The organism is Streptosporangium sandarakinum, from assembly GCF_013409935.1.
Classification (GTDB): Bacteria; Actinomycetota; Actinomycetes; order Streptosporangiales; family Streptosporangiaceae; genus Streptosporangium; species Streptosporangium nondiastaticum.
The window spans coordinates 711,395-730,337 of the sequence record NZ_JACCCO010000003.1 but is presented as its reverse complement, the minus strand read 5'-3'; the positions used below and the strand labels follow the sequence as shown (position 1 = coordinate 730,337).

The following is an 18,943-nucleotide window of genomic DNA, read 5'->3' as shown; positions in this document are numbered from 1 at the left end:
GACTTCCGCCAGAATCATCCATTACGTTCCGGCTTGTCTTCGATTTCGAAGGAAGTTGGCGATGATCCAGGTCAAAGGGCTGAACAAATGGTTCGGCGATCACCATGTGCTGCACGACGTCGACCTCGAGGTGGCTCGGGGCGAGGTCGTCGTGGTGATCGGCCCCTCGGGGTCCGGTAAGTCCACGCTGTGCCGCTGCCTCAACCGGCTGGAGAGCGCGGGCTCGGGCGAGATCCTCATCGACGGGGTGCCCGCCCCGGTCGAGGGTCGCGAGCTGGCCCGGCTCCGGGCCGACGTGGGCATGGTCTTCCAGTCCTTCAACCTCTTCCAGCACAAGACCGTGCTGGAGAACGTGATGCTCGCGCCGATGAAGGTGCGCGGCGTCACGCGCGCCGAGGCCGAGCGGACCGGCCGGGAGCTGCTGGCGCGCGTCGGCATCGCCGAGCAGGCCGGCAAGCTGCCCGCGCAGCTGTCGGGCGGTCAGCAGCAGCGCGCGGCGATCGCACGGGCGCTGGCCATGCGGCCCAAGGTGATGCTCTTCGACGAGCCCACCTCGGCGCTCGACCCGGAGATGGTCGGCGAGGTCCTGGACGTGATGGTCGGGCTCGCCGCCGACGGCATGACCATGGTCGTCGTCACCCATGAGATGGGCTTCGCCCGCCGGGCCGCCGACCGGGTGGTGTTCATGGACGGCGGCCGGATCGTCGAGACCGGCGAGCCGAACGCCTTCTTCGAAGCCCCCAAGACGGACCGGGCCAGGGACTTCCTGGCCAAGGTACTCACGCACTGATCGCAAAGGATGGTGGGCCCGATGGTCTCCCTGAAGCGGGTGGCCGCTGTCGCCGCCGTGTCGATGATCGGTCTGTCGGCCTGTTCGGGCACCGACTCGGCCGCCCCGGCGGTGCCGGGCGAGCCCAAGGCCGGTGATCTGCTCGCCGACGCGCCGGTCGCGGCGGCGGCCGACATCCTCCCCGGCTCCACGATGGAGAAGATCAAGAAGCGGGGTGAGCTGATCGTCGGCGGTTCGCTGGACGCTCCGCTGCTGTCGCAGCAGAACCCGGTGAGCGGCGAGGTCGAGGGCTTCGACGCCGACATGGGCAAGGCGCTGGCCAAGTACATCATCGGCGAGCCCAAGGTGAAGATCGTCAACTCGGCGTCGGAGACCCGTGAGGCGCTGCTGGCCAACGGCACCGTCGACGTGGTCTTCCAGACCTACACGATCACCCCGGAGCGGGCCGAGCAGGTGTCCTTCGCCGGGCCGTACTACTCCTCGGGCCTGAGCATCGCGGTGAAGAAGGACACGACCGGCATCACCAAGCCGGAGGACCTCAACGGCAAGACCGTCATCGCGGGCGCCAACACCCCGGCCATCCCCGCGATCAAGAAGGCCGCGCCGCAGGCGAAGATCGTGACGTTCGGCAGCGACCCCGAGTGCGTGCAGGCGCTCAAGCAGGACCGCGGCGTCGCCTACGTCCAGGACGAGACGCTGCTGGTGGCCGACGCGCAGAAGGACCCGTCCATCCAGGTCGTCGGCAAGCCGTTCACCAGCGATCCGTACGGCATCGGCCTCAAGCACGGCGACGACCAGTTCAAGAAGTTCGTCAACGACTGGCTGACCAAGACCCAGGGCTCCGGGCTGTGGCAGCGGATCTGGAAGAACTCCCTCGGCACGGTCGTGCAGGGTGAGGCCCCGGCGCCGCCGCAGATCGGCTCGGTGCCGGGCTCCTGATGTCGGCCGTCCTCGACCACCTGCCCGAGTTCTGGGAGGGGTTGCTGGTCACCCTCCAGCTCACCGCGGCGTCGTTCGCCGGCGCCGCGGCGGTCGGGCTCGTGATCACCGCGATGCGGGTCAGCCCGGTCGGGGTGCTGCGCGCGATCGGCACGGCGTACGTGGAGACCTTCCAGAACCTACCCCTGCTGGTCCTGCTGGTGCTGGCCGTCTTCGGGCTCCCGGAGATCGGGATCAAGGCCGGCCTGCTGACGACGGCCGTCGTGGTGATCGCCCTGTACGAGGCCGCCTACATCGCCGAGGCGTTGCGCTCGGGGGTCAACGCGGTCTCCGCCGGGCAGGGTGAGGCGGCCCGCGCGCTGGGGCTGAGTTTCGGCCAGTCGCTGCGCCACGTGGTGCTGCCGCAGGCGCTGCGCACCGTGATCCAGCCGCTCGGCAACGTCTTCATCGCGCTGACGATGAACACCTCGCTCGCCGCGGCGGTCGGCGTGGTGGACCTGACCGCCGCCGCCAACCGGGTGAACCTCGCGGAGGCCCAGCCCATCCCGATCTTCGTCGGGGCGGGCCTGGCCTACGCGCTGATCGCCGCCTGCGCCGGGTTCGTCACCGGACGGCTCGAACGGCGGCTGGGGATGGTCCGATGAGCAACCTGCTGTTCGACGAGCCCGGCCCCTGTGCCCGCCGCCGGATCCGGATCGCGACCGTGGCGGGGACCGTCGCGGTGCTCGCCCTGCTGGCGCTGGCCGTACGGCAGTTCGCGGCCAACGGGCAGCTCGACGCGGCGCGCTGGCAGCCGTACGCGACCTGGCCGATGTGGCGTTACCTGCTGTCGGGGCTGTGGTCCACGGCGCTGGCGGCGGTCGTCTCGGCCGCGCTGGCGATGGCCGCCGGGCTGGCGCTGGCGCTGGGCCGGCTGTCGCGGCGCCGCTGGGTCCGCCTGCCCGCCGCCGCGTACGTGGAGGCGGTACGGACGATCCCGGCGCTGCTGCTGGTCTACGTCGTGCTGTTCGCGCTGCCCCGCTACGGGCTGGACCTGCCGCTGTTCTGGAAGCTCGTGGTGCCGCTGGCGGTGTCGAACGCGGCGGCGTTCGCCGAGATCTTCCGGGCCGGGATCCTGTCGGTCGAGCGCGGCCAGGGCGAGGCGGGCCTGGCGGTCGGGCTGACCCAGGGCCAGACCATGCGGATGATCGTGCTGCCGCAGGCGGCCCGGCGTGTGCTGCCGTCGATCGTCAGCCAGTCGGTCGGCCTGCTGAAGGACACCTCGCTCGGCTTCGTCGTCAGCTACGCCGAGCTGCTCTACAGCGGCAAGGTCCTGGCGACCTACAACGGCCTGCTGATCCAGACCTACATCGTCGTCGCGCTGATCTACCTGGTGGTCAACGCGTCGCTGTCCAAACTCGCCCGCGTCCTGGAGGCCCGCCGGCCGGGCGTCCGCCCGCCCCGAAGGAGATTCGCCCGTGTGTGAAGCCGCCGCAGACCCGTCCCTGACCGGGTCCGCGTCCGCCGGGAGCCCGCACACCGCCGCGCCCGCCGCGTCCCCCGGGGGCCCGTCCCCGGTCGAACGGTCCGGTTTCGTCGCGCTCGCCGAGGTGGTGCGCTCGGGGTTCGTCGAGAGCGTCCACTACGGCAGCGCCGTGGCCCTGGGGCCCGGCGGCGAGGTCGCCGTCTCCCTGGGCCGGCCGGACGTGCCGGTGCTGCCGCGCTCGTCGGCCAAGCCGTTCCAGGCACTGGCCTGCCTGCTGTCGGGCGCGGCGCTGCGCGGCCCGAGCCTGGCCATCGCCGCCGGCAGCCACACCGGTCAGGACGCGCACGTACGGCTGGTCGCCGAGATGCTCGGCGAGGCCGGGCTCGGGTTCGACGCCCTGGGCTGTCCCGCCGACTGGCCGGAGGACGAGGCCGCCCGGCACGCGTTGATCAGGGCCGGGCAGGGGCCCTCCCGCGAGCGGATGAACTGCTCGGGCAAGCACGCCGCGATGCTCATGGCGGCGGTGGCCTCCGGCTGGGACACCGCCTCCTACCTCGACGCGGGTCATCCGCTGCAGCGGCGGGTCCGCGAGGCGGTCGAGGAGCTGTCGGGCGAGGAGAGCGCCCACGTCGCCGTGGACGGGTGCGGCGCCCCGCTGTTCGGGCTGTCGCTGACCGGGCTGGCCCGGGCGGCGCGGGCCCTGGTGACCGCGCCGGAGGGGGCGGCGCCGCGCGCGGTCGCCGACGCGATGCGCGAGCACCCCGAGTACGTCGGCGGCGCCGGGCACGTCAACACGACGCTGATGCAGGCGCTGCCGGGCGCGGTGGTCAAGGGCGGGGCCGAGGGCGTGCTGGTGGCGGCGCTCGGCAGCGGGCACGCGGCGGCGGTCAAGGTCATCGACGGCAGTCCGCGGGCCACGACGGCGATCGCGCTGGCCGCGCTGCGGGCCGCGGGCGCCGACGTGGCGCCGGCGGCCGGGTTCGAGAACGTTCCGGTGCTCGGCGGCGGCGTCCCCGTCGGCGAGATCCGTATTTTGGGGGAAAAATGAGTCTTAAGTATGAAATCTGCATTGACAGTACGGCGGGCGCGCTGGCGGCCGAGCAGGCCGGGGCGGACCGGGTGGAGCTGTGCTCGGCCCTGTTCGACGGCGGCCTGACCCCCACCCTCGGCACCGTCGAGGCGACCCTGGCCGCGGTCTCCTCGATCCGCGTCCATGTGATCATCCGCCCCCGGGGCGGCGACTTCATCTACGACGAGCACGAGATCGCCGCCATGGAGCGCGACGTGGCCACCATCCGCGACGCGGGCGCGCAGGGCGTGGTGATCGGCGCGCTGACGCCGTCGGGCGAGGTGGACACCGAGGTCGCCAGGCGGCTCATCGGCGCGGCCGGGGACCTGTCGGTCACCTTCCACCGCGCCTTCGACATGACGGCCGACCCGTTCGCCGCCCTGGAGACGCTGGCCGGCCTGGGCGTGGACCGGGTGCTCACCTCCGGCCAGGACACCACGGCGCTGGAGGGCGCGCCGCTGATCGCCTCGCTGGTCGAGCGGGCCGGCGACCGCCTGGTCGTGATGCCGGGCGGCGGCATCACCCCGCGCAACGTCGGCCGCGTGGTCGAGGCGACGGGGGCGCGGGAGATCCACTTCGCGGCGCTGGTGGACGCGCCCAGCCCGGCGACGCACCGCAACCCCCACCCGTTCATGGGCGGCGAGCTGCGCCGGCCCGAGTACGCCCGCCAGGTCACTTCGCCGGGCCTGGTCTCGGAAGTGATCACCGCGGCCGGCGCCTGACGCCGCCGCGCCCCGCCGGGAGCGCCCGGTGAGCCCCGCGGGGCTCACCGGGCGCTTCCGGGCGCCGGATGTCAGACGCCCGTGGGCATGGTCTCCAGCTCGCCCCGGCGCTCCCTCTCCATGTGCAGCGCCTGCAGGGCCGAGGTACGGGTGATCCACAGCAGCGCGTCGTAGCGGTCGCCCATCATGCTGGGCACGTAGTTGCGCCGCTCCCGGATCGGGTCGTAGACCACCCCGACGGCGCGGTGGCCGTGCCAGGTGGTCAGCCAGTGCGCGTCCGGCTGGTCGGAGAAGATGAACAGGGCGCGGTGGTCGAGGTCGGTCGCCGTGTCGCAGAGCAGTCCCTCCAGGCTGTCGCGGGGCGGCGGGGGCAGCGTCATGATCTCCATGGGCGCCCCCCAGGAGGGGGCCGCGACCACCTCGCCGTAGGCGGTGGCGAAGCCGACCAGCACGACGTTCTCCCGGCCGTGGCGCTCCCGGGCGAGCCGGCCGAGGTTGATGATCCCGCCGTGCGCCATGTCGGTGGCCCTGGCGTCGCCGATGTGGGTGTTGTGGGCCCACACGACCGCCTTCGCACCGTCGCCGTGGACGCCCAGCAGGCGGTCGAGGGTGTCGGCCATGTGGGTGTCGCGGATGTTCCACGACTCCGCGCCGCCGTTGATCATCGACCGGTAGTACTCCTCGGCGGTGGCCACCACCTCGGCGTTCTGCCGGGCGTTCAGGGCCTCGGCGGGATCCGCGGCCTCGGTGTGGACGGCCCGCCGGGCCTCGCTCAGCAGGGCGATCACCTCGTCCTCGCACCCCTCGGGCACCAGTCGCGTGCCGTGGGCGTACGCGTGCGGGTCCTCGTTGTACGGCTCGAAGCAGCGGTAGGCCTCCACGGCGTGCTGCGTGTACTCGGGGTGGTGCTCGTGCAGGTAGAGCATGATGGCCCGCAGGGACTCCCACATGCTGTAGACGTCCAGGCCGTAGAAGCCCGCCCGCTCCCCGGCGGGCAGGGCCGCGTTGCGGGCCCGCAGCCAGCGGCAGAAGCGTGAGGTCTCGGCGTTGGCCCACATCCAGGTGGGCCAGCGGCGGTAGGCGTCCAGGACCATCTGCGGGTCCTCCGGCGCACCCCGGGCGAGGGTGACCGAGCGGTGGACGTCCCAGCAGTCCGGCCAGTCGCCCTCCACCGCCACGAAGGAGAAGCCGCGCTCCTCGATGAGGCGGCGGGTCAGCGCGGCCCGCCAGGCGTAGAACTCGTGCGTTCCGTGGGTGGCCTCGCCGAGCAGCACGCACCGGGCGTCGCCGATGCGGTCGAGAAGAGGGTCGAGGTCGGCCGCTTCCGCCAGCGGAAGGGCCATCCCCCGAACCTCATCCGTTTCGTCCATTTTCCAGATCCGTTTCGCTGGGGACCGCCCGGCCTCCGGACGATCCGGGTCTCGTCCTCCCCCTCCGCGCCGGAACGCGGCGGGCGGCGCGCACACCGCCCGGCGTGGTCCCCCTCGTGCGCCCGGGGTCGCGAAGATCGGAGGGCGCCTTCCCCTTCAACCGTTCCCCTTTTGCACGTTTCAACCCACTTTCTGGAGATTTGACGGATTCCAGAAAGATCGGCGAGCCGGTGGATCATCCAGCACCGGCCGCGGGCGGGGCCGTACGGATTGTCAAGCGCCGTTCCGTGACAGGAAACGGCGGGGAACGAGCAGCTTGCTGCCCCGCGGAAGCCTGGAACGGGGCCTTCCGGAAGCGCAGAGTTGTAAATGCGAGAACGCACCGGAAAACCGGAGACAGGGATGAGGGGATGACAGTCCAGACCACTTCCGCGGAAATCGTGGAAATTCCCATGAAGAAGGCGGTGGCGTCCGCGAGAAAAGGCGCCGGAACCGTCGGCGATCCGTTACGGCTGATCCGGTTCACCCGGCCGGGAAAGAAGAGATCCCGCGCCTACATCACGCTCAACTCCGACGAGCCGGGGGTGCGGGGACTGTTCCGGTTCCGCCCGGAGACGGCCCTGCCGCTGAACGCGCTGGTGGACGTGCTGCTGCGCGGGGAGAGCACCCTCACCCAGGGGGAGAGGGAGCTGATCGCGACGTACGTGTCGGCGCGCAACGAGTGCCGGTTCTGCTGCTACACGCACGCCGCCCTGGCGGCCGTCCGGCTGCCCGAGGGAATGCCGCTGGTGCAGGCGGTCTGCGCCGACCCGGAGTCGGCGCCCGTCTCGGCCAAGCTCAAGGCGCTGCTGCGCCTCGCCGGCGCGGTGCAGGAGGGCGGCAGGCACGTCACCGAGGAGCACGTCACGGCCGCCCGTGCCGAGGGCGCGACGGACCTGGAGATCCACGACACGGTGCTGATCGCCGCGGCGTTCTGCATGTTCAACCGCTACGTCGACGGGCTCGGCACCCACGCCCCCGACGACCCGGACGCCTACGCGGCGCGGGCCCGGATGAAGGGGGGTTACGTGACGGTCCTGGCCGAGGCGCTGCGCCAGGCCCAGGCCTGACCGGGCACGGCACGGCCGGCCCCCGCGGGCCGTACGGCCGGGCCGCCCGGAACCGCGGGAAAGAAGGAACGCCCCGGCGGAGGGAGGAGAAAAGGGGAGAGGCGCGAAGGGGATGACGGCGGGAGAAGAAAGGAGAGGCTCTCAGGCGGAAGAGGAGGAGGACGAGCGGAAAAGAAAGGAACGGACGGAGAGAGAAAGGAGAGGAGATTCCGGAAGGAAAGGAGGACGCCGCGGAAGCTCCGAGGGAACGGAGAGGTCCACGCGGATCGGACGGTTCGAGGGGATGACGCCTTCCCCGTCGCCCCCGCCGTCCGCCCGCCCGCGAGACACCGGGAAGGAGACCGCGCGGTGCGGGGGACGTCCGCCACACGTCCCCCGCGCCGCACGCCCCGGGGAGGACCCCCGGGCGAGAGAACCGGAAAGGAGAGGCGGCGCCTCAGGCGAGGAACTCGTCGACCGCGTAGGAGTCCTGCGGGAAGCTCCAGCGTTCGGTGATCCTGCCGTCGGCGACGCGGAAGACGTGCACGCCGCGCTCGTCCAGGACCCTGCCCCCGCGCTCGCCGACGACGCGCAGGACCGCGGCCACCCGGTCGTCGTCGGCCAGGAACGACTCCGGCTCGAACCGCAGCGCCCCCTGGGTGGCCTCGCCGAGCCGCCGGAGGTAGTCGATCACCGCCTCCTTGCCGCGGTGGTCGCCGGCCAGCGCGCCCCGGCCGGGGACGTGGAAGACCACGTCGTCGGCGAGCAGGTTGTCACGGACTTGGTCGAGGTCGTTCTTCGCGAGAGCGTCGTAGGCGCTGCGCACGACGCCGGCGTTGGGGTGTTCGGACATGGCGCTCCTCTTTCGGCAGGGTCGAATTCCCCGAGGTGACGAGGATGAAAAGGGGGGCGCCGGTGACGGTACGTCACTCGGGCAAAAGCGGCAAGAGTCATCAGAAGCACCGCAGGACACCGGCGTCGCCCCGAAAAAGATCCACACCACAACCCAGTTTTAATGACGACCGTAAATGGGTCCGGAAAAACGATGGGAAAGGTGGATAAGACGGGATGGGCCGTTGACATCGCGGCGGGCACGTGCCGATCATGAGGGCGTCCGCCGGACGGAGCGTTCCGCCGGCGGCGCGTGATGCGCCCTGACCACGATGCCCCGACCATGCCGGCACGAGGAGTGTCCATGCCCCACATCGCCCTCCCCACCGACGACCCGGGGATCAGGGGCCTGTTCCGGTTCCGCCCGGAGACCGCGGCCCCGCTGAACGGGCTCGCCGAGATCCTGCTGCGCGGGGACAGCACCCTGTCGCGCGGGGAGCGCGAACTGATCGCGGCCTACGTGTCATCGCTCAACCGCTGCCGCTTCTGCCATTCCTCGCACGCGGCGTTCGCCGCCGCCCAGCTCCCCGAGGGGATGGAGCTGGTGAGGCAGACCTGCGAGAACCCGGCCACCGCGCCGGTCTCGCCGAAGCTGCGGGCGCTGCTGGACATCGCCGCGGCCGTGCAGCGCGGCGGGCAGGAGGTCTCCACCGGGCATGTCACGGCCGCCCGTGCCGAGGGCGCGACGGACCTGGAGATCCACGACACGGTGCTGATCGCCGCGGCGTTCTGCATGTTCAACCGCTACGTCGACGGGCTCGGCACCCACGCCCCCGACGACCCGGCGGTGTACGCGGCGGTGGCCGAGCAGATCGTCACCCACGGTTACGGGAGCACCACCCCCGCCGCCGAGCACTCGGGCCCGCGGCCGTGACGGCGCCCGGCGGGCACTCCCACCGCTACCTGATCGTCGGCGCCGGACCCGGGGGCCTGCAGCTCAGCTACTTCCTGGAGCGTGCCGGCGCCGACTACCTCACGCTGGAGCGCGAGGACGCGCCGGGCGGCTTCTTCCGCCGCTACCCGCGCCACCGCAGGCTGATCTCGCTGAACAAGGTCCACACCGGCCAGGACGACCCGGAGATCGCCCTGCGCTGGGACTGGAACTCCCTGCTCAACGACTCCCCCGACCTGCTGTTCCCCCGCTACTCGCGCGAGTACTTCCCCGGCGCCGGTGACCTGGTGCGCTACCTCGGCGACTTCCAGCGCGAGCACAAGCTCAACGTCGCCTTCGGCGTCTCCGTCGAGCGGATCGTCCGGGAGGAGGACGGGCGCTTCGCCGTACACGCCGGGGGCGAGGTGTTCCGGGCCGAGTGCCTGATCATGGCGACCGGCTGGGGCGGGCCGTACGTGCCGGACATCCCCGGGATCGAGCTGGCCGTCGGCTACGAGGAGATGCCGGTCCGCGGTGAGGACTTCGCCGACCAGCGGGTGCTGATCATCGGCAAGGGCAACTCGGCGTTCGAGACCGCTCAGTCGATGCTCGGCCACGCCGCCGTCATCCACCTGGCCAGCCCCAGCCCGGTACGGCTGGCCTGGACGAGCAAGCATCCGGGCCACGTGCGCGGCCAGTACGGCGCGCTGCTCGACAGCTACTGGTTCAAGACGCTGCACGGCGTGCTGGAGTGCGAGGTCGACCGGATCCGGCGCGTGGGCGACCGGTTCGAGGTGGAGATCACCTACACCCTCGCCGAGGGCGAGCGGGCGACGCTGGAGTACGACCGGGTGCTGCGCTGCACCGGGTTCACCATGGACACCTCGGTCTTCGACGACTCCTGCCGCCCGGACCTCGCCCCGAACGGCCGCATGCCGGCGATCCGCCCCGACTTCCGGTCGGCCAACGTCGACGGCCTGTACTTCGCCGGCACCCTGATGCAGGCCCGCGACTTCAAGCGCGCCTCCTCGGCGTTCATCGACGGCTTCCGCTACAACCTGCGGACCCTGGCCGCCCTGCTGGCCGAACGCTACGAGGGGGTGCCGCTGGAGGAGCGATGGCTGCCGGCCGACGCCGAGACGCTGGCCGGCGACATCCTGGACCGGGTCAACCACAGCTCGGCGCTGTGGACCCAGTTCGAGTACCTCTGCGACGTCTACGTGCTCGACGAGCGGACCGGGCGGGTCCGGCGCCACACCGACCTGCCGGAGGACTACGCGGTCGGCAGGTTCGGCGACGAGGGGCTGTGCCTCACGGTCACCCTGCGGTGGGGGCGGCAGGAGCAGCCCGACGTCTTCGCCATCCGGCGGCACCCGACGCCGGAGCGGGCGCACGAGAGCGCGTTCCTGCACCCGGTCGTGCGGGTGTGGCGGGACGGCGAGCAGGTCGCCGAGCGGCACCTGCTGGAGGACCTGCAGGCCACCTGGCGCGACCCGGTGCGGCACGTGGCGCCGCTGCACGACTTCCTCACCGGGCAACTGCCCTGAGCCCGGCGCCCGGCGCGCCCGGCCGTCCGGAGACCGCCGTCCGGCGCGGCCGGGGCCGCCGGTCCGGTCGGCGTCCCGCCTCCGGCCGGCCGACCCGCGACGCCGTGGGGCCGGTCAGGCGGTGAAGTGCCCGACGAGGTGGTCCACCACGTCGGACGGCAGGCCGCGGCGGGCGTGGACGGCCCGCTGGCGGGCCGCCCCGGTGCCCTCCCCGCCCAGCCGGGCCAGCCGCTCGGTCACCATGTCCAGGTCGCCGGTCAGCTCCAGCGCGGGCCGGATGTGGCGCAGCAGCGCGCCGACCCGGTCGGCGGCGGGGTGCCGCTCACCGGTGAGCGGGTCGATGCCGTGGCCGTCCATGCCGTCGCGGGCCGCCTGCCAGTAGGCGGCGCGCAGCAGCGCCTCCGGCGGACGCGGCCCGGCGTCCCCGTCGCCGACCCGCTCCAGCGCCGTCACCACCAAACCCCTGACCACGGCGGCGAGCAGCGCCGACTCCCCGGCGGTGGCGGGCACGTCGGCCACCCGCACCTCCAGGGTGGGCAGCCGCGCCGAGGGCCGGACGTCCCAGAAGACCGTGCCGGGGTCCACCAGCACCCCGGCGTCCGTCAGGGTGGCGACGAGCCGGTCGAACTCCTCCGGTTCGGCGAAGTACGGCGGCGGCCCGGCGACCGGCCACTTGTTCCAGCACAGCACCCGCCAGGCGGCGTAGCCGGTGTCGCGGCCGGCCCACAGCGGGGAGTTGGCCGTCATCGCGATCAGCACCGGCAGCCACGGCCGCAGGTGGTTGCCCACCAGCACCGCCCGCGCCCGGTCGGGCAGGTGGACGTGGACGTGCCCGGCGCAGATGCTCTGCTCGTCGTGCAGCGTCCGGTAGGCGGCGATGCCGAGGTCGTAACGCGGGTCGTCGACGATCGGCGGCGGGACGACGTCGCCCAGCACGGGCGTTCCCGAGGCGACCACCGCCAGCCCCTCGCGGGCCGCCGCCGAGGCCATGGCCGCCCGCATCTCGCGCAACCGCTCCGCCAGGTCGGCGGAGTCGGCGCAGGGCGGCGTCTTGGCCTCCACCTGGAACCGGATGATCTCGGTGCTCGCTCGCTCCCCCAGGACGGCGGCGGCGCGCTTGGCCACCTCCGCGGCCCGGGGCGTCACGGCCCGCGTGACCGGATCGACGACGAAGTACTCCTCCTCCACCCCCATCAGGGGACGGATCGGGTCGAAGGGTACGGGGGGCGGGGTCTGCGCGGTCGCCGTCATCTCTCGCTCCAGGCCGGGGGTGTGCGGGCGGCGGTGCCACGGTATCGGCCCGGTCCCGGACGCGGCGGCACAATCGGGCGGCACGTCCCCGGACCCGGCGGGTTCTGGGGTTCCCCGGGGGTTTTCAGGGGGTTCCAGGGGCCGCGCCGCCCGCCGGCGGCCGGGAGGGCCGGGCGGCGGGCGGCTCCGCGGACGGGCCGGTGGACAGGTCGGCGGGCGGCTCCGCGGGCACGTCGAGGAGCACCTCGTATTCGGCCACCCCCATGAACGCCGCCGACAGCACCGCCCGGTGGTCCGCGTCGACGGGGTGGGCCGAGTCCCGGAAGGCGGCGATCGACCGCGCCGGGTCCTCCTCCTCCATGACGTAGACCATGAGCGGCCCGTCGGAGGTGGGGACCAGCAGGACGGTCTCGTGCCGCACGCCCTCGTCGACGAAGGTCGCCAGGAGCTCGCCCCTGCGGGGACCGGACAGCTCGGCGAACCACGCGCGCAGCCGGCCCACCTGCTCCGGCCGTACCTTGCTGACGCTCACCCGCAGCATCGTCCATCACCTCTTCCGTCGTGTCCGGTTCCTTCCGTCCCCCGTCCCCCGTCCGTCTCCGGCCGCCGGATGGCCGCGGCGCTCAGCCGAGCCCGTCCAGCCAGGCGAAGAACCGGGGGAAGACCTTCCTGGCGGCGTGGTCGGTGAGCATCCCGTGGCCCTCGCCCTCGATGCCGACCCATTCCGACCCGGCCGGCAGCTCGCCCAGGTGGGCGCGGACCGCGCCGGCGGGGATGCGCGGGTCCTCCTCCCCGTGCGCGACGAAGTGCGGCACGGCGGCGGGCGCCGCGTCCGGCGCGAGGCGGTCACCGGCCGTGCGCAGGAAGGCCCGCACCCCGTCGTGGCCGGAGTCGCCGAGGTCGGTGAACCGCAGGAACCCGCCGAGCAGGAAGACCCCGCGCACCCGGGGGGACAGGCGCGCGACCCGGGCCGCGAGGTAACCCCCGTAGCTCATCCCACCGGCCACGACCGGCCCGGTCGCGACCTGACGCAGTACGGCGAGCACGTCGTCGGCGTCGTCCACTCCGTAGCGGCCGGGCGGCGGCGGGCGCAGCGCCGGGTCCAGCACGTTGCTCCCCCGCACGTTCGGCTGGACGACGCGCCAGCCGGCCAGCGCCAGCGACTCGGCGAAGGGCGACCAGGTCCCCAGGTTCACCCCGTTCGGGCCGCCGTGCAGCAGCAGCACCGTGCCGCGCGCCGTACCGGGCGGGTCGCGCAGCAGGCACGGCAGCGGGCAGCACGGCCCCTGCAGCACGGTGTGGCGCGCGGGCGGGGGCGCCTGGCCGCGGGGCGGGTCGGGCCGCAGCCGCAGCCCTCCCGCGGCGAGCTCGGCGCTCTCCCCCGTCCACAGCCGCCGGGGCTGCCCGGCCGACGTCCAGCTCAGACCGGCGATCCCGTCGCCGGCCAGCACGTCGCCCACCACGGCCGCGCCGGGCCCGGTCAGGCGGCGTCGCGCCCCGGTGCGGGTGTGCCAGGCGTAGGCCGCCCGGCCCGGCCACGTCTCCGCGACCACGACGACCTCCTCCGGTGACAGCCACGGCCCGACGGAGGTCACCGGACCGTCCCAGTGGGAGACGCCGCCGCCGTCCACGCACACCACGCGCCTGGCCGGTCCCCGGCGCAGCAGCACGGCGATCCTGTCGCGGCGCGGCGAGTCCGGCACGACCGCCTCGACCACGGCGCGCGGCGGCAGCAGCACCTCGCCGAGGACCGGGTGGACCACCTTCCCTCCGCGGCCCGCCGGGCCGGGGACCGGGGACGGCTCCCGGCCCGCGGCCGGAACCGGGACCGGGAGCGGGACCGTCTCCTCGCCGAACCGTTCGGCGGCCAGGTCGCGTGACACGTCGGCCGTCAGCCGCTCCCCGTCCCACCGGGGGCGGCGATGCCACCGCGGCCCGGCGGTGAGCGGCGTCCACCGCCCGCCGGTGAGCAGCGCCAGATGGCGGCCGGACCAGGCGTCGGCGCTCACCACCGGCCCGGCCGGGGTGAGCGCGAACGCCGGGCCGTCGCCGTCGAGCTGGGACCGGCGGAACGGGTCCGGCAGCGACGCGGTGATCCGCTCCGTCCGCTCCGGCAGCGGGATGACGTCCGGCATCGTGCCTCCTGTCCATGGCCGTCGGGGGGGCCGTCGGGGTGGCCGGGAGCGCGCTCCGTCAGGACGGCGCGTACCGCTTGGCCCGCAGGACGGCGGGGACGACGCGTTCGCCGATCACCAGGTTCACCCGGTCGCCGGGCCGGTGGTTCTCGACCCACACGTCCAGGTCGTCGAGGCTGTCGAAGAGGAAGTCGTCGGCGGCGCGGATGACGTCGCCGGGGCGCACCCCGGCGACGTCGGCGGGCGCGCCGAGCGCCACGTCCTGCACCAGCATGCCCTCGCCGGCGACGGCTCCGACGGGGATGACCCCCAGCTCGGTGCGGTGCATGGTGTGGTAGTTGTGCGGGGTCTCGTCGAGGTAGTCGCCGAGCAGGTCCAGGAAGTGGTCCCAGTGGTGCAGGAACCCGTCGCGCTCGAACCTGCCGTTGCCCTCCTCGGGGAAGCCGTCCTGCCGGAGCGTCAGGCGGGTACGGCCGGCGTCGTCGTCGGCCAGCTCGAAGACCATGGTCACCTCGGCGTCGCAGGCGATCAGGCCGACGGTCAGCTCCAGCCGGCGGTGCGTCTCCAGGGCGCCGATCCGCCCGGTGTAGGCGGTCGGCCTGCGGGCGCCCGCGTCGTAGAGCCAGCAGAAGGCGGCGCCCGGCCGTTCGGGCATGACGCTGGCGACCACGCCGAGCCAGTGCTCGGCCGCGGCGGGGTCGAAGATGGCCCGCCAGACCTTCTCGCGGGAGTGGTTCAGGACGCGTTCGAAGCTGTTGCCCACCATTGACTGCTCCTTGTCGGTTGCGCGGCGGTTGCGTGGGTCGGTGCGGCGGTGCTCATCCCCGGCCGGCGGCCGGTTCTCCGACCAGCTCGGTGACACGGGATCGGGTGATCGTGGCGGCGGCGAACACGGCGAGCGCCAGCATGATCGCTCCCGCGACGACGAACGACGCGCGCAGGCCGGCGGCCGAGGCGAGGAGGCCCCCCAGCAGCGCGCCGAAGGGCATCCCCCCGTAGGTGACCAGCCGGTGGGCGCCGGTGACCCGGCCCAGGAGGTGGTCGGGCGTGCCGGACTGCCGCAGCGACATCTGGTTGACGTTCCAGATCGCGGCGGCGAACCCGGCCAGGACCTCCGCGGCGCCCGCGGTCCACGCGTCCGGGGCGACCGCGGTGACCAGGCACGCGGCGCCCGCCGCGACCAGGGCGAGGCGGAGGCTGACCGCCGTGCCGAACCACGCGTTGAGCCGGCCGGCCTGCGCGGCGCCGAAGAGGCTGCCGAACGACCCCACGGCCAGCAGCAGGCTGAACCCGAAGGCCCCCAGGCCGAGCTCCTGCTGGGCGAACAGCACGAAGATCGCGGTCTGCGCCAGGCAGGCGACGTTGAACAGGCCCGCCACGGCGGTGATCGACCGCAGCACCGGTTGCCGCCACAGCCAGGAGCAGCCCTCGGCGACGGCCCGCCACAGCCCCGTCTCGCCGTAGACGTTGCGGGAGACGTGGTAGTCGCCGCGCATCCTGCGCAGCAGCGCGGCGCTCAGCAGGAACGACAGCGCGTCGCCGACGAACGGCAGCGCCCGGGAGAAGCCGAACAGCAGCCCGCCGAGGGGAGGCCCGGCGAACGACTCGACGGTGGTCCTGGTCCCCACCAGCCAGGAGTTGGCCCGCCGGATGCGGTCGGGGTCGCCGGAGACGACCTTGGGCAGCACGGCGGTGTTGCTGCTGTCGAAGACGGTGTCGGCGACCGCGATGAGGAAGCCGACGGCCATCAGCAGCCCGATGCTCGCGAAGCCCGCCGCGACGGCCACCGCCAGCACGCCGGTGAGGGCGGCCCGCACCAGGTCCGCCAGCCACATGGCGCGCTTGCGATCCCACCTGTCGGCCATCGCCCCGGCCGGCAGGGCGAACAGCAGCCAGGGCAGCCTCCCGACGACCACCACGGAGGCGACCACCATCGGGTCGGTGGAGAGCGTGGCGGCCAGCAGCGGCAGCGCCGCCGAGGAGATGCCGTTGCCCAGCAGCGACACCGCCGAGGCGCCCCACAGCATGGGGAAGTCCGGCGCCAGGGACAGCGCGCCGGGCCGCCGGGGGGGTCGCGGCGTCCCGGTTCCGGGGATCGTGTCCGTCATCGTCGTCCCTCCTCAGGCCGCCGGTCGTACCGCTCTCCGGATGCCCCGGCGGGCGGCCCGCCGGGTGGTCCGGGTGGCGCGACGGGACCGGTGTCGAACCGCAGCAGGCCGTGCCCGAGGAGCTCGGCCACCAGCCGCCGGCACTCCCCGGCGTCCGGGCCGCCCTCGGCGGCCGCCTCCCGGGCGAGATCGCCCACCCGCCAGGGGCGGCGGCCGAGCAGGCGGCGCAGCAGCGGCTCGCAGCGGGCGTCGAAGTCGTAGCGCAGGCCGCCCGACAGCAGGGTCCGCCGGCGCCCGTCCCCGCCGTGCGCCACCGGCCGGGGGGCGGCCAGGACGACGACGGCGTCCGGCGGGCAGCCGCCGGACAGGTCGGTCACCGCGTGCGGCAGCAGGTGGCGGGGACGAGCCGCGGCCCGCCCGTCCCGCTCGGCGACGTACCGGCCGAACCCCTCGGCGCCGAGCAGCTCGCCGATCCCGCCGAGCAGCCGGGACAGCCGGCCGGCGAGCTCGTCGTCCCACCCGCCGAGCGGCAGGTCGAGCCGGGCGTCGGGGTGGTTCAGCTGCCGGTCGACCGCCCAGCGCAGCAGGTCGCGGACCACCGGCCGCCGGATGCCGAACGTCAGGTGCACGGTGGTGCCGCCGACCGGCCGGACCGCGTGCCAGTGGCCCCGCGGCACGTACAGCGCCTGCCCCTCGGTCAGCTCGAACTGCCGCAGGGGCCGGGGCGGGCACTCGTTGAGGGGGCCGTCGCCCGGCAGCGGCGCGGGACGGCCGACGCCGTACAGCCGCCATTCCTTGCGCCCGTAGACCTGCAGGATGATGCCGTCGTGGTCGTCCCAGTGCGGGTCGAACGCCCCGACCTGTCCCCAGGAGGCGTAGAGGTTGACGAACACCTCGGCGCGCAGGTCGTGTTCGAGCCGCTCGGCCAGCTCCCGCACCGCGGGCACCGCCTCGTCCACCGACCCGAACACCAGCGTCGCGCCCTCGCGCAACCGGGCGTGCAGCTTGGCGCTGGACACCCGCATCGCCGGTTCGCGGCCGACGCCCCGGCCGGGGATCGTCTCCAGGTAGGAGGACGGCGGCAGCGAGGCGTTGCCCCGCGCCACCTGCATCCGCAGCGGCCACGCCCGGTGCCCGTCGAGCAGCCGGTCGAGCTCCGGCCAGGGCAGCAGGTGGTGGAACCGTCCCGGATCACCGGGATCGCCGGGGTCGAGGTGGCAGTCGCGTCCCCAGTACCGGTCGAGGAACTCCGCGACGGGCAGGGTGGTGACGATCTCCTCCAGGGCGTGCCGGCCGCCCGGCTCGGGGTCGCCGGGGCGCAGGCCCTCCAGGTCAGGCAGGGCCTCCAGCGGCCGGACGGTGAGCAGCCCGCCGGTTCCGGGCCGCTCCGGGCCGCGGTCGGCGAGATGCTCACCGGTTCCGGTCTCCTCCGGGGCGGGGGGTCGGCGCGTGCCGGTCATCTTCCCTCCCCGGCCGGGCCCGGGCGGGCGGCCAGGCGGGCGGCCGGGTCGAGGTCGAGGCAGAGCAGGCGGTCCTCCTCGGCGTCGCCGGGGCGTCCCAGCCGTTCGGAGCAGTCGGCCGCGGCGGCGGCGGCCATCGCCCCGCGCAGCGTGCCCGACCCCGCGGCCCGCCGGAACGCCTCGCGGGCGCCCTCCCAGTCGCCGCGTCCGGCGAGGTAGGCGCCGACGGCGTACAGCGGTTCGGGATCGACCGGGTCCAGGGCGCTGAGCTGCGCCACGGCGTCGGCGGGGGCGCTCGCCTCGCCGGTGAGGGTGTCGAGCTTCAGGTGGGCCTCCAGGACCAGCCCCCGGTTCTCCGCCCGGTAGTGGGCCCGCACCGGGTCCGGCGCGCACCGTGCCATGTCCTCGTCGTGGCTCAGCGCCAGGCGCATGTGCTCGACCACCGGCTCGCGGTCGCCGCCGGACAGCTCGTGCAGCGCGGCGGCGCGGTGGTAGCGGCTCGTCACCAGGTGCGCCAGCCAGTCAGGTTCGGCGTCCAGGCCGTCGGCCGCCCGGCGCGCCGCGGCCAGCCACCGGGCCGCCTCCGCGCGGTCGCCGCCGCCGCGGGAGCGGGTGGAGACCAGTTGCAGGGCGGCGAGCGTGCGCAGCGCCGGCCGGGCGGCGTTCTCGGCCAGCCAGCCGAAGACCCGGCCCGGGACGGGCGAGGCGCGGTTGAGCTGGTAGGCGGCCCGGGACGCCTCGTAGGCCAGCTGCTGCGACAGCGGGTCGGCGGCGGCGGTGAGGGTGCCGACGAGGCTGACGACGTGGCGGTGGAAGCCGAGCTGGGTGAGCAGCGCGACCACCACGACCCTGCGGGCCGGCGGCAGCGCCGGCCAGCGCTCCAGCGCGGTCACCAGGGCCTGCCAGCGGGGGGTGCGCAGCCGCCCGGCCAGGCCGGCGGGCCGTTCGCACCGGTGCTCGACGGCCCTGGCCTGCGCCACGACCTGGTAGCGGGAGCTGGTCACCGACACGGTGGCGAACCAGTTGGGCGCCGCCTCTTCGGCCTCCCCGGTGAGCATCCGCGCCAGGTGTACGGCGTGCCGCGACCGCAGCGGGGCCGGGTCGGCGTCGCCCAGGTCGATCCACGCCCGCCAGCGCCGGGCGAGCTCGGCCGTGTCGAGCACCCGCGGCCCGGTGAAGCGGAGCTCCCCGAAGGAGACGGAGTCGTCGCGGTGGTAGGCGAACTTGGGCACGTGAC

At 74.1% G+C, this 18,943-nt stretch carries 18 protein-coding genes; 9 read left to right on the top strand and 9 right to left on the bottom strand.

Features of this window, described 5'->3' with window-relative positions:
- Positions 1 to 61: 61 nt before the first annotated feature.
- The 6 genes from HDA43_RS29630 to HDA43_RS29605 all read left to right on the top strand — a co-directional run bounded on the left by HDA43_RS29630 (position 62) and on the right by HDA43_RS29605 (position 4,985).
- On the top strand, positions 62 to 790 hold the full coding sequence (locus tag HDA43_RS29630; protein WP_179827506.1) for an amino acid ABC transporter ATP-binding protein: 729 nt from the start codon (positions 62 to 64) through the stop codon (positions 788 to 790).
- A gap of 21 nt (positions 791 to 811) precedes the next feature.
- Entirely contained in the window at positions 812 to 1,729 is a 918-nt protein-coding gene (locus HDA43_RS29625; protein ID WP_179827504.1) for a glutamate ABC transporter substrate-binding protein, read from the top strand.
- Positions 1,729 to 2,373: an amino acid ABC transporter permease gene (locus tag HDA43_RS29620; RefSeq protein ID WP_179827502.1), complete on the top strand. Its 645-nt coding sequence runs from the start codon at positions 1,729 to 1,731 to the stop codon at positions 2,371 to 2,373. Before HDA43_RS29625 ends, HDA43_RS29620 begins: the two co-directional genes overlap by 1 nt.
- Complete coding sequence (locus tag HDA43_RS29615; protein ID WP_179827500.1) at positions 2,370 to 3,194, top strand: amino acid ABC transporter permease; 825 nt, start codon at positions 2,370 to 2,372, stop codon at positions 3,192 to 3,194. Before HDA43_RS29620 ends, HDA43_RS29615 begins: the two co-directional genes overlap by 4 nt.
- A gap of 124 nt (positions 3,195 to 3,318) precedes the next feature.
- On the top strand, positions 3,319 to 4,242 hold the full coding sequence (locus HDA43_RS29610; RefSeq protein WP_312873669.1) for an asparaginase: 924 nt from the start codon (positions 3,319 to 3,321) through the stop codon (positions 4,240 to 4,242).
- On the top strand, positions 4,239 to 4,985 hold the full coding sequence (locus HDA43_RS29605; protein ID WP_179827498.1) for a copper homeostasis protein CutC: 747 nt from the start codon (positions 4,239 to 4,241) through the stop codon (positions 4,983 to 4,985). The genes HDA43_RS29610 and HDA43_RS29605 overlap by 4 nt, the downstream gene beginning before the upstream one ends.
- A gap of 71 nt (positions 4,986 to 5,056) precedes the next feature.
- Here HDA43_RS29605 and HDA43_RS29600 read toward each other — a convergent pair whose 3' ends face one another.
- Complete coding sequence (locus tag HDA43_RS29600; protein ID WP_179827496.1) at positions 5,057 to 6,328, bottom strand: erythromycin esterase family protein; 1,272 nt, start codon at positions 6,326 to 6,328, stop codon at positions 5,057 to 5,059.
- Positions 6,329 to 6,807: 479 nt separating this feature from the next.
- Between HDA43_RS29600 and HDA43_RS29595 the strand changes: the two genes are divergently transcribed.
- Complete coding sequence (locus HDA43_RS29595; RefSeq protein ID WP_246424751.1) at positions 6,808 to 7,464, top strand: carboxymuconolactone decarboxylase family protein; 657 nt, start codon at positions 6,808 to 6,810, stop codon at positions 7,462 to 7,464.
- Positions 7,465 to 7,900: 436 nt separating this feature from the next.
- On the opposite strand, the gene HDA43_RS29590 is transcribed toward HDA43_RS29595, so the two are convergent.
- Complete coding sequence (locus HDA43_RS29590) at positions 7,901 to 8,296, bottom strand: nuclear transport factor 2 family protein (protein ID WP_179827495.1); 396 nt, start codon at positions 8,294 to 8,296, stop codon at positions 7,901 to 7,903.
- Between the two features lie 342 nt (positions 8,297 to 8,638).
- Here HDA43_RS29590 and HDA43_RS29585 point away from each other — a divergent pair, with 342 nt between their 5' ends.
- Together HDA43_RS29585 and HDA43_RS29580 are read left to right on the top strand one after the other, a co-directional pair.
- Positions 8,639 to 9,208 carry a carboxymuconolactone decarboxylase family protein gene (locus HDA43_RS29585; protein ID WP_179827494.1) on the top strand — a complete coding sequence of 190 codons (570 nt, stop codon included), beginning with the start codon at positions 8,639 to 8,641 and terminating at the stop codon, positions 9,206 to 9,208.
- Positions 9,205 to 10,752, top strand: a complete 1,548-nt coding sequence (locus HDA43_RS29580; RefSeq protein WP_179827493.1) for an NAD(P)-binding domain-containing protein — start codon at positions 9,205 to 9,207, stop codon at positions 10,750 to 10,752. Before HDA43_RS29585 ends, HDA43_RS29580 begins: the two co-directional genes overlap by 4 nt.
- Before the next feature lie 114 nt (positions 10,753 to 10,866).
- On the opposite strand, the gene HDA43_RS29575 is transcribed toward HDA43_RS29580, so the two are convergent.
- From HDA43_RS29575 to HDA43_RS29545, 7 genes are all read right to left on the bottom strand, one after another.
- Positions 10,867 to 12,003, bottom strand: coding sequence for a carboxylate-amine ligase (locus tag HDA43_RS29575; protein WP_179827492.1), 1,137 nt, complete (start codon positions 12,001 to 12,003; stop codon positions 10,867 to 10,869).
- Positions 12,004 to 12,127: 124 nt separating this feature from the next.
- On the bottom strand, positions 12,128 to 12,544 hold the full coding sequence (locus tag HDA43_RS29570) for a DUF6176 family protein (RefSeq protein WP_179827491.1): 417 nt from the start codon (positions 12,542 to 12,544) through the stop codon (positions 12,128 to 12,130).
- An 82-nt stretch (positions 12,545 to 12,626) separates the two neighbouring features.
- Positions 12,627 to 14,138, bottom strand: coding sequence for an alpha/beta hydrolase family protein (locus tag HDA43_RS29565; protein ID WP_179827490.1), 1,512 nt, complete (start codon positions 14,136 to 14,138; stop codon positions 12,627 to 12,629).
- Positions 14,139 to 14,196: 58 nt separating this feature from the next.
- Positions 14,197 to 14,904: an SRPBCC domain-containing protein gene (locus tag HDA43_RS29560; protein WP_179827489.1), complete on the bottom strand. Its 708-nt coding sequence runs from the start codon at positions 14,902 to 14,904 to the stop codon at positions 14,197 to 14,199.
- Between the two features lie 52 nt (positions 14,905 to 14,956).
- Entirely contained in the window at positions 14,957 to 16,246 is a 1,290-nt protein-coding gene (locus HDA43_RS29555; protein WP_179827478.1) for an MFS transporter, read from the bottom strand.
- A complete protein-coding gene (locus tag HDA43_RS29550; protein WP_179827476.1) occupies positions 16,243 to 17,706 on the bottom strand; it encodes a JmjC domain-containing protein in 1,464 nt (487 codons plus the stop codon). Before HDA43_RS29550 ends, HDA43_RS29555 begins: the two co-directional genes overlap by 4 nt.
- Positions 17,703 to 18,938, bottom strand: a complete 1,236-nt coding sequence (locus HDA43_RS29545; RefSeq protein ID WP_179827474.1) for a hypothetical protein — start codon at positions 18,936 to 18,938, stop codon at positions 17,703 to 17,705. The genes HDA43_RS29550 and HDA43_RS29545 overlap by 4 nt, the downstream gene beginning before the upstream one ends.
- Between the last annotated feature and the right edge of the window lie 5 nt (positions 18,939 to 18,943).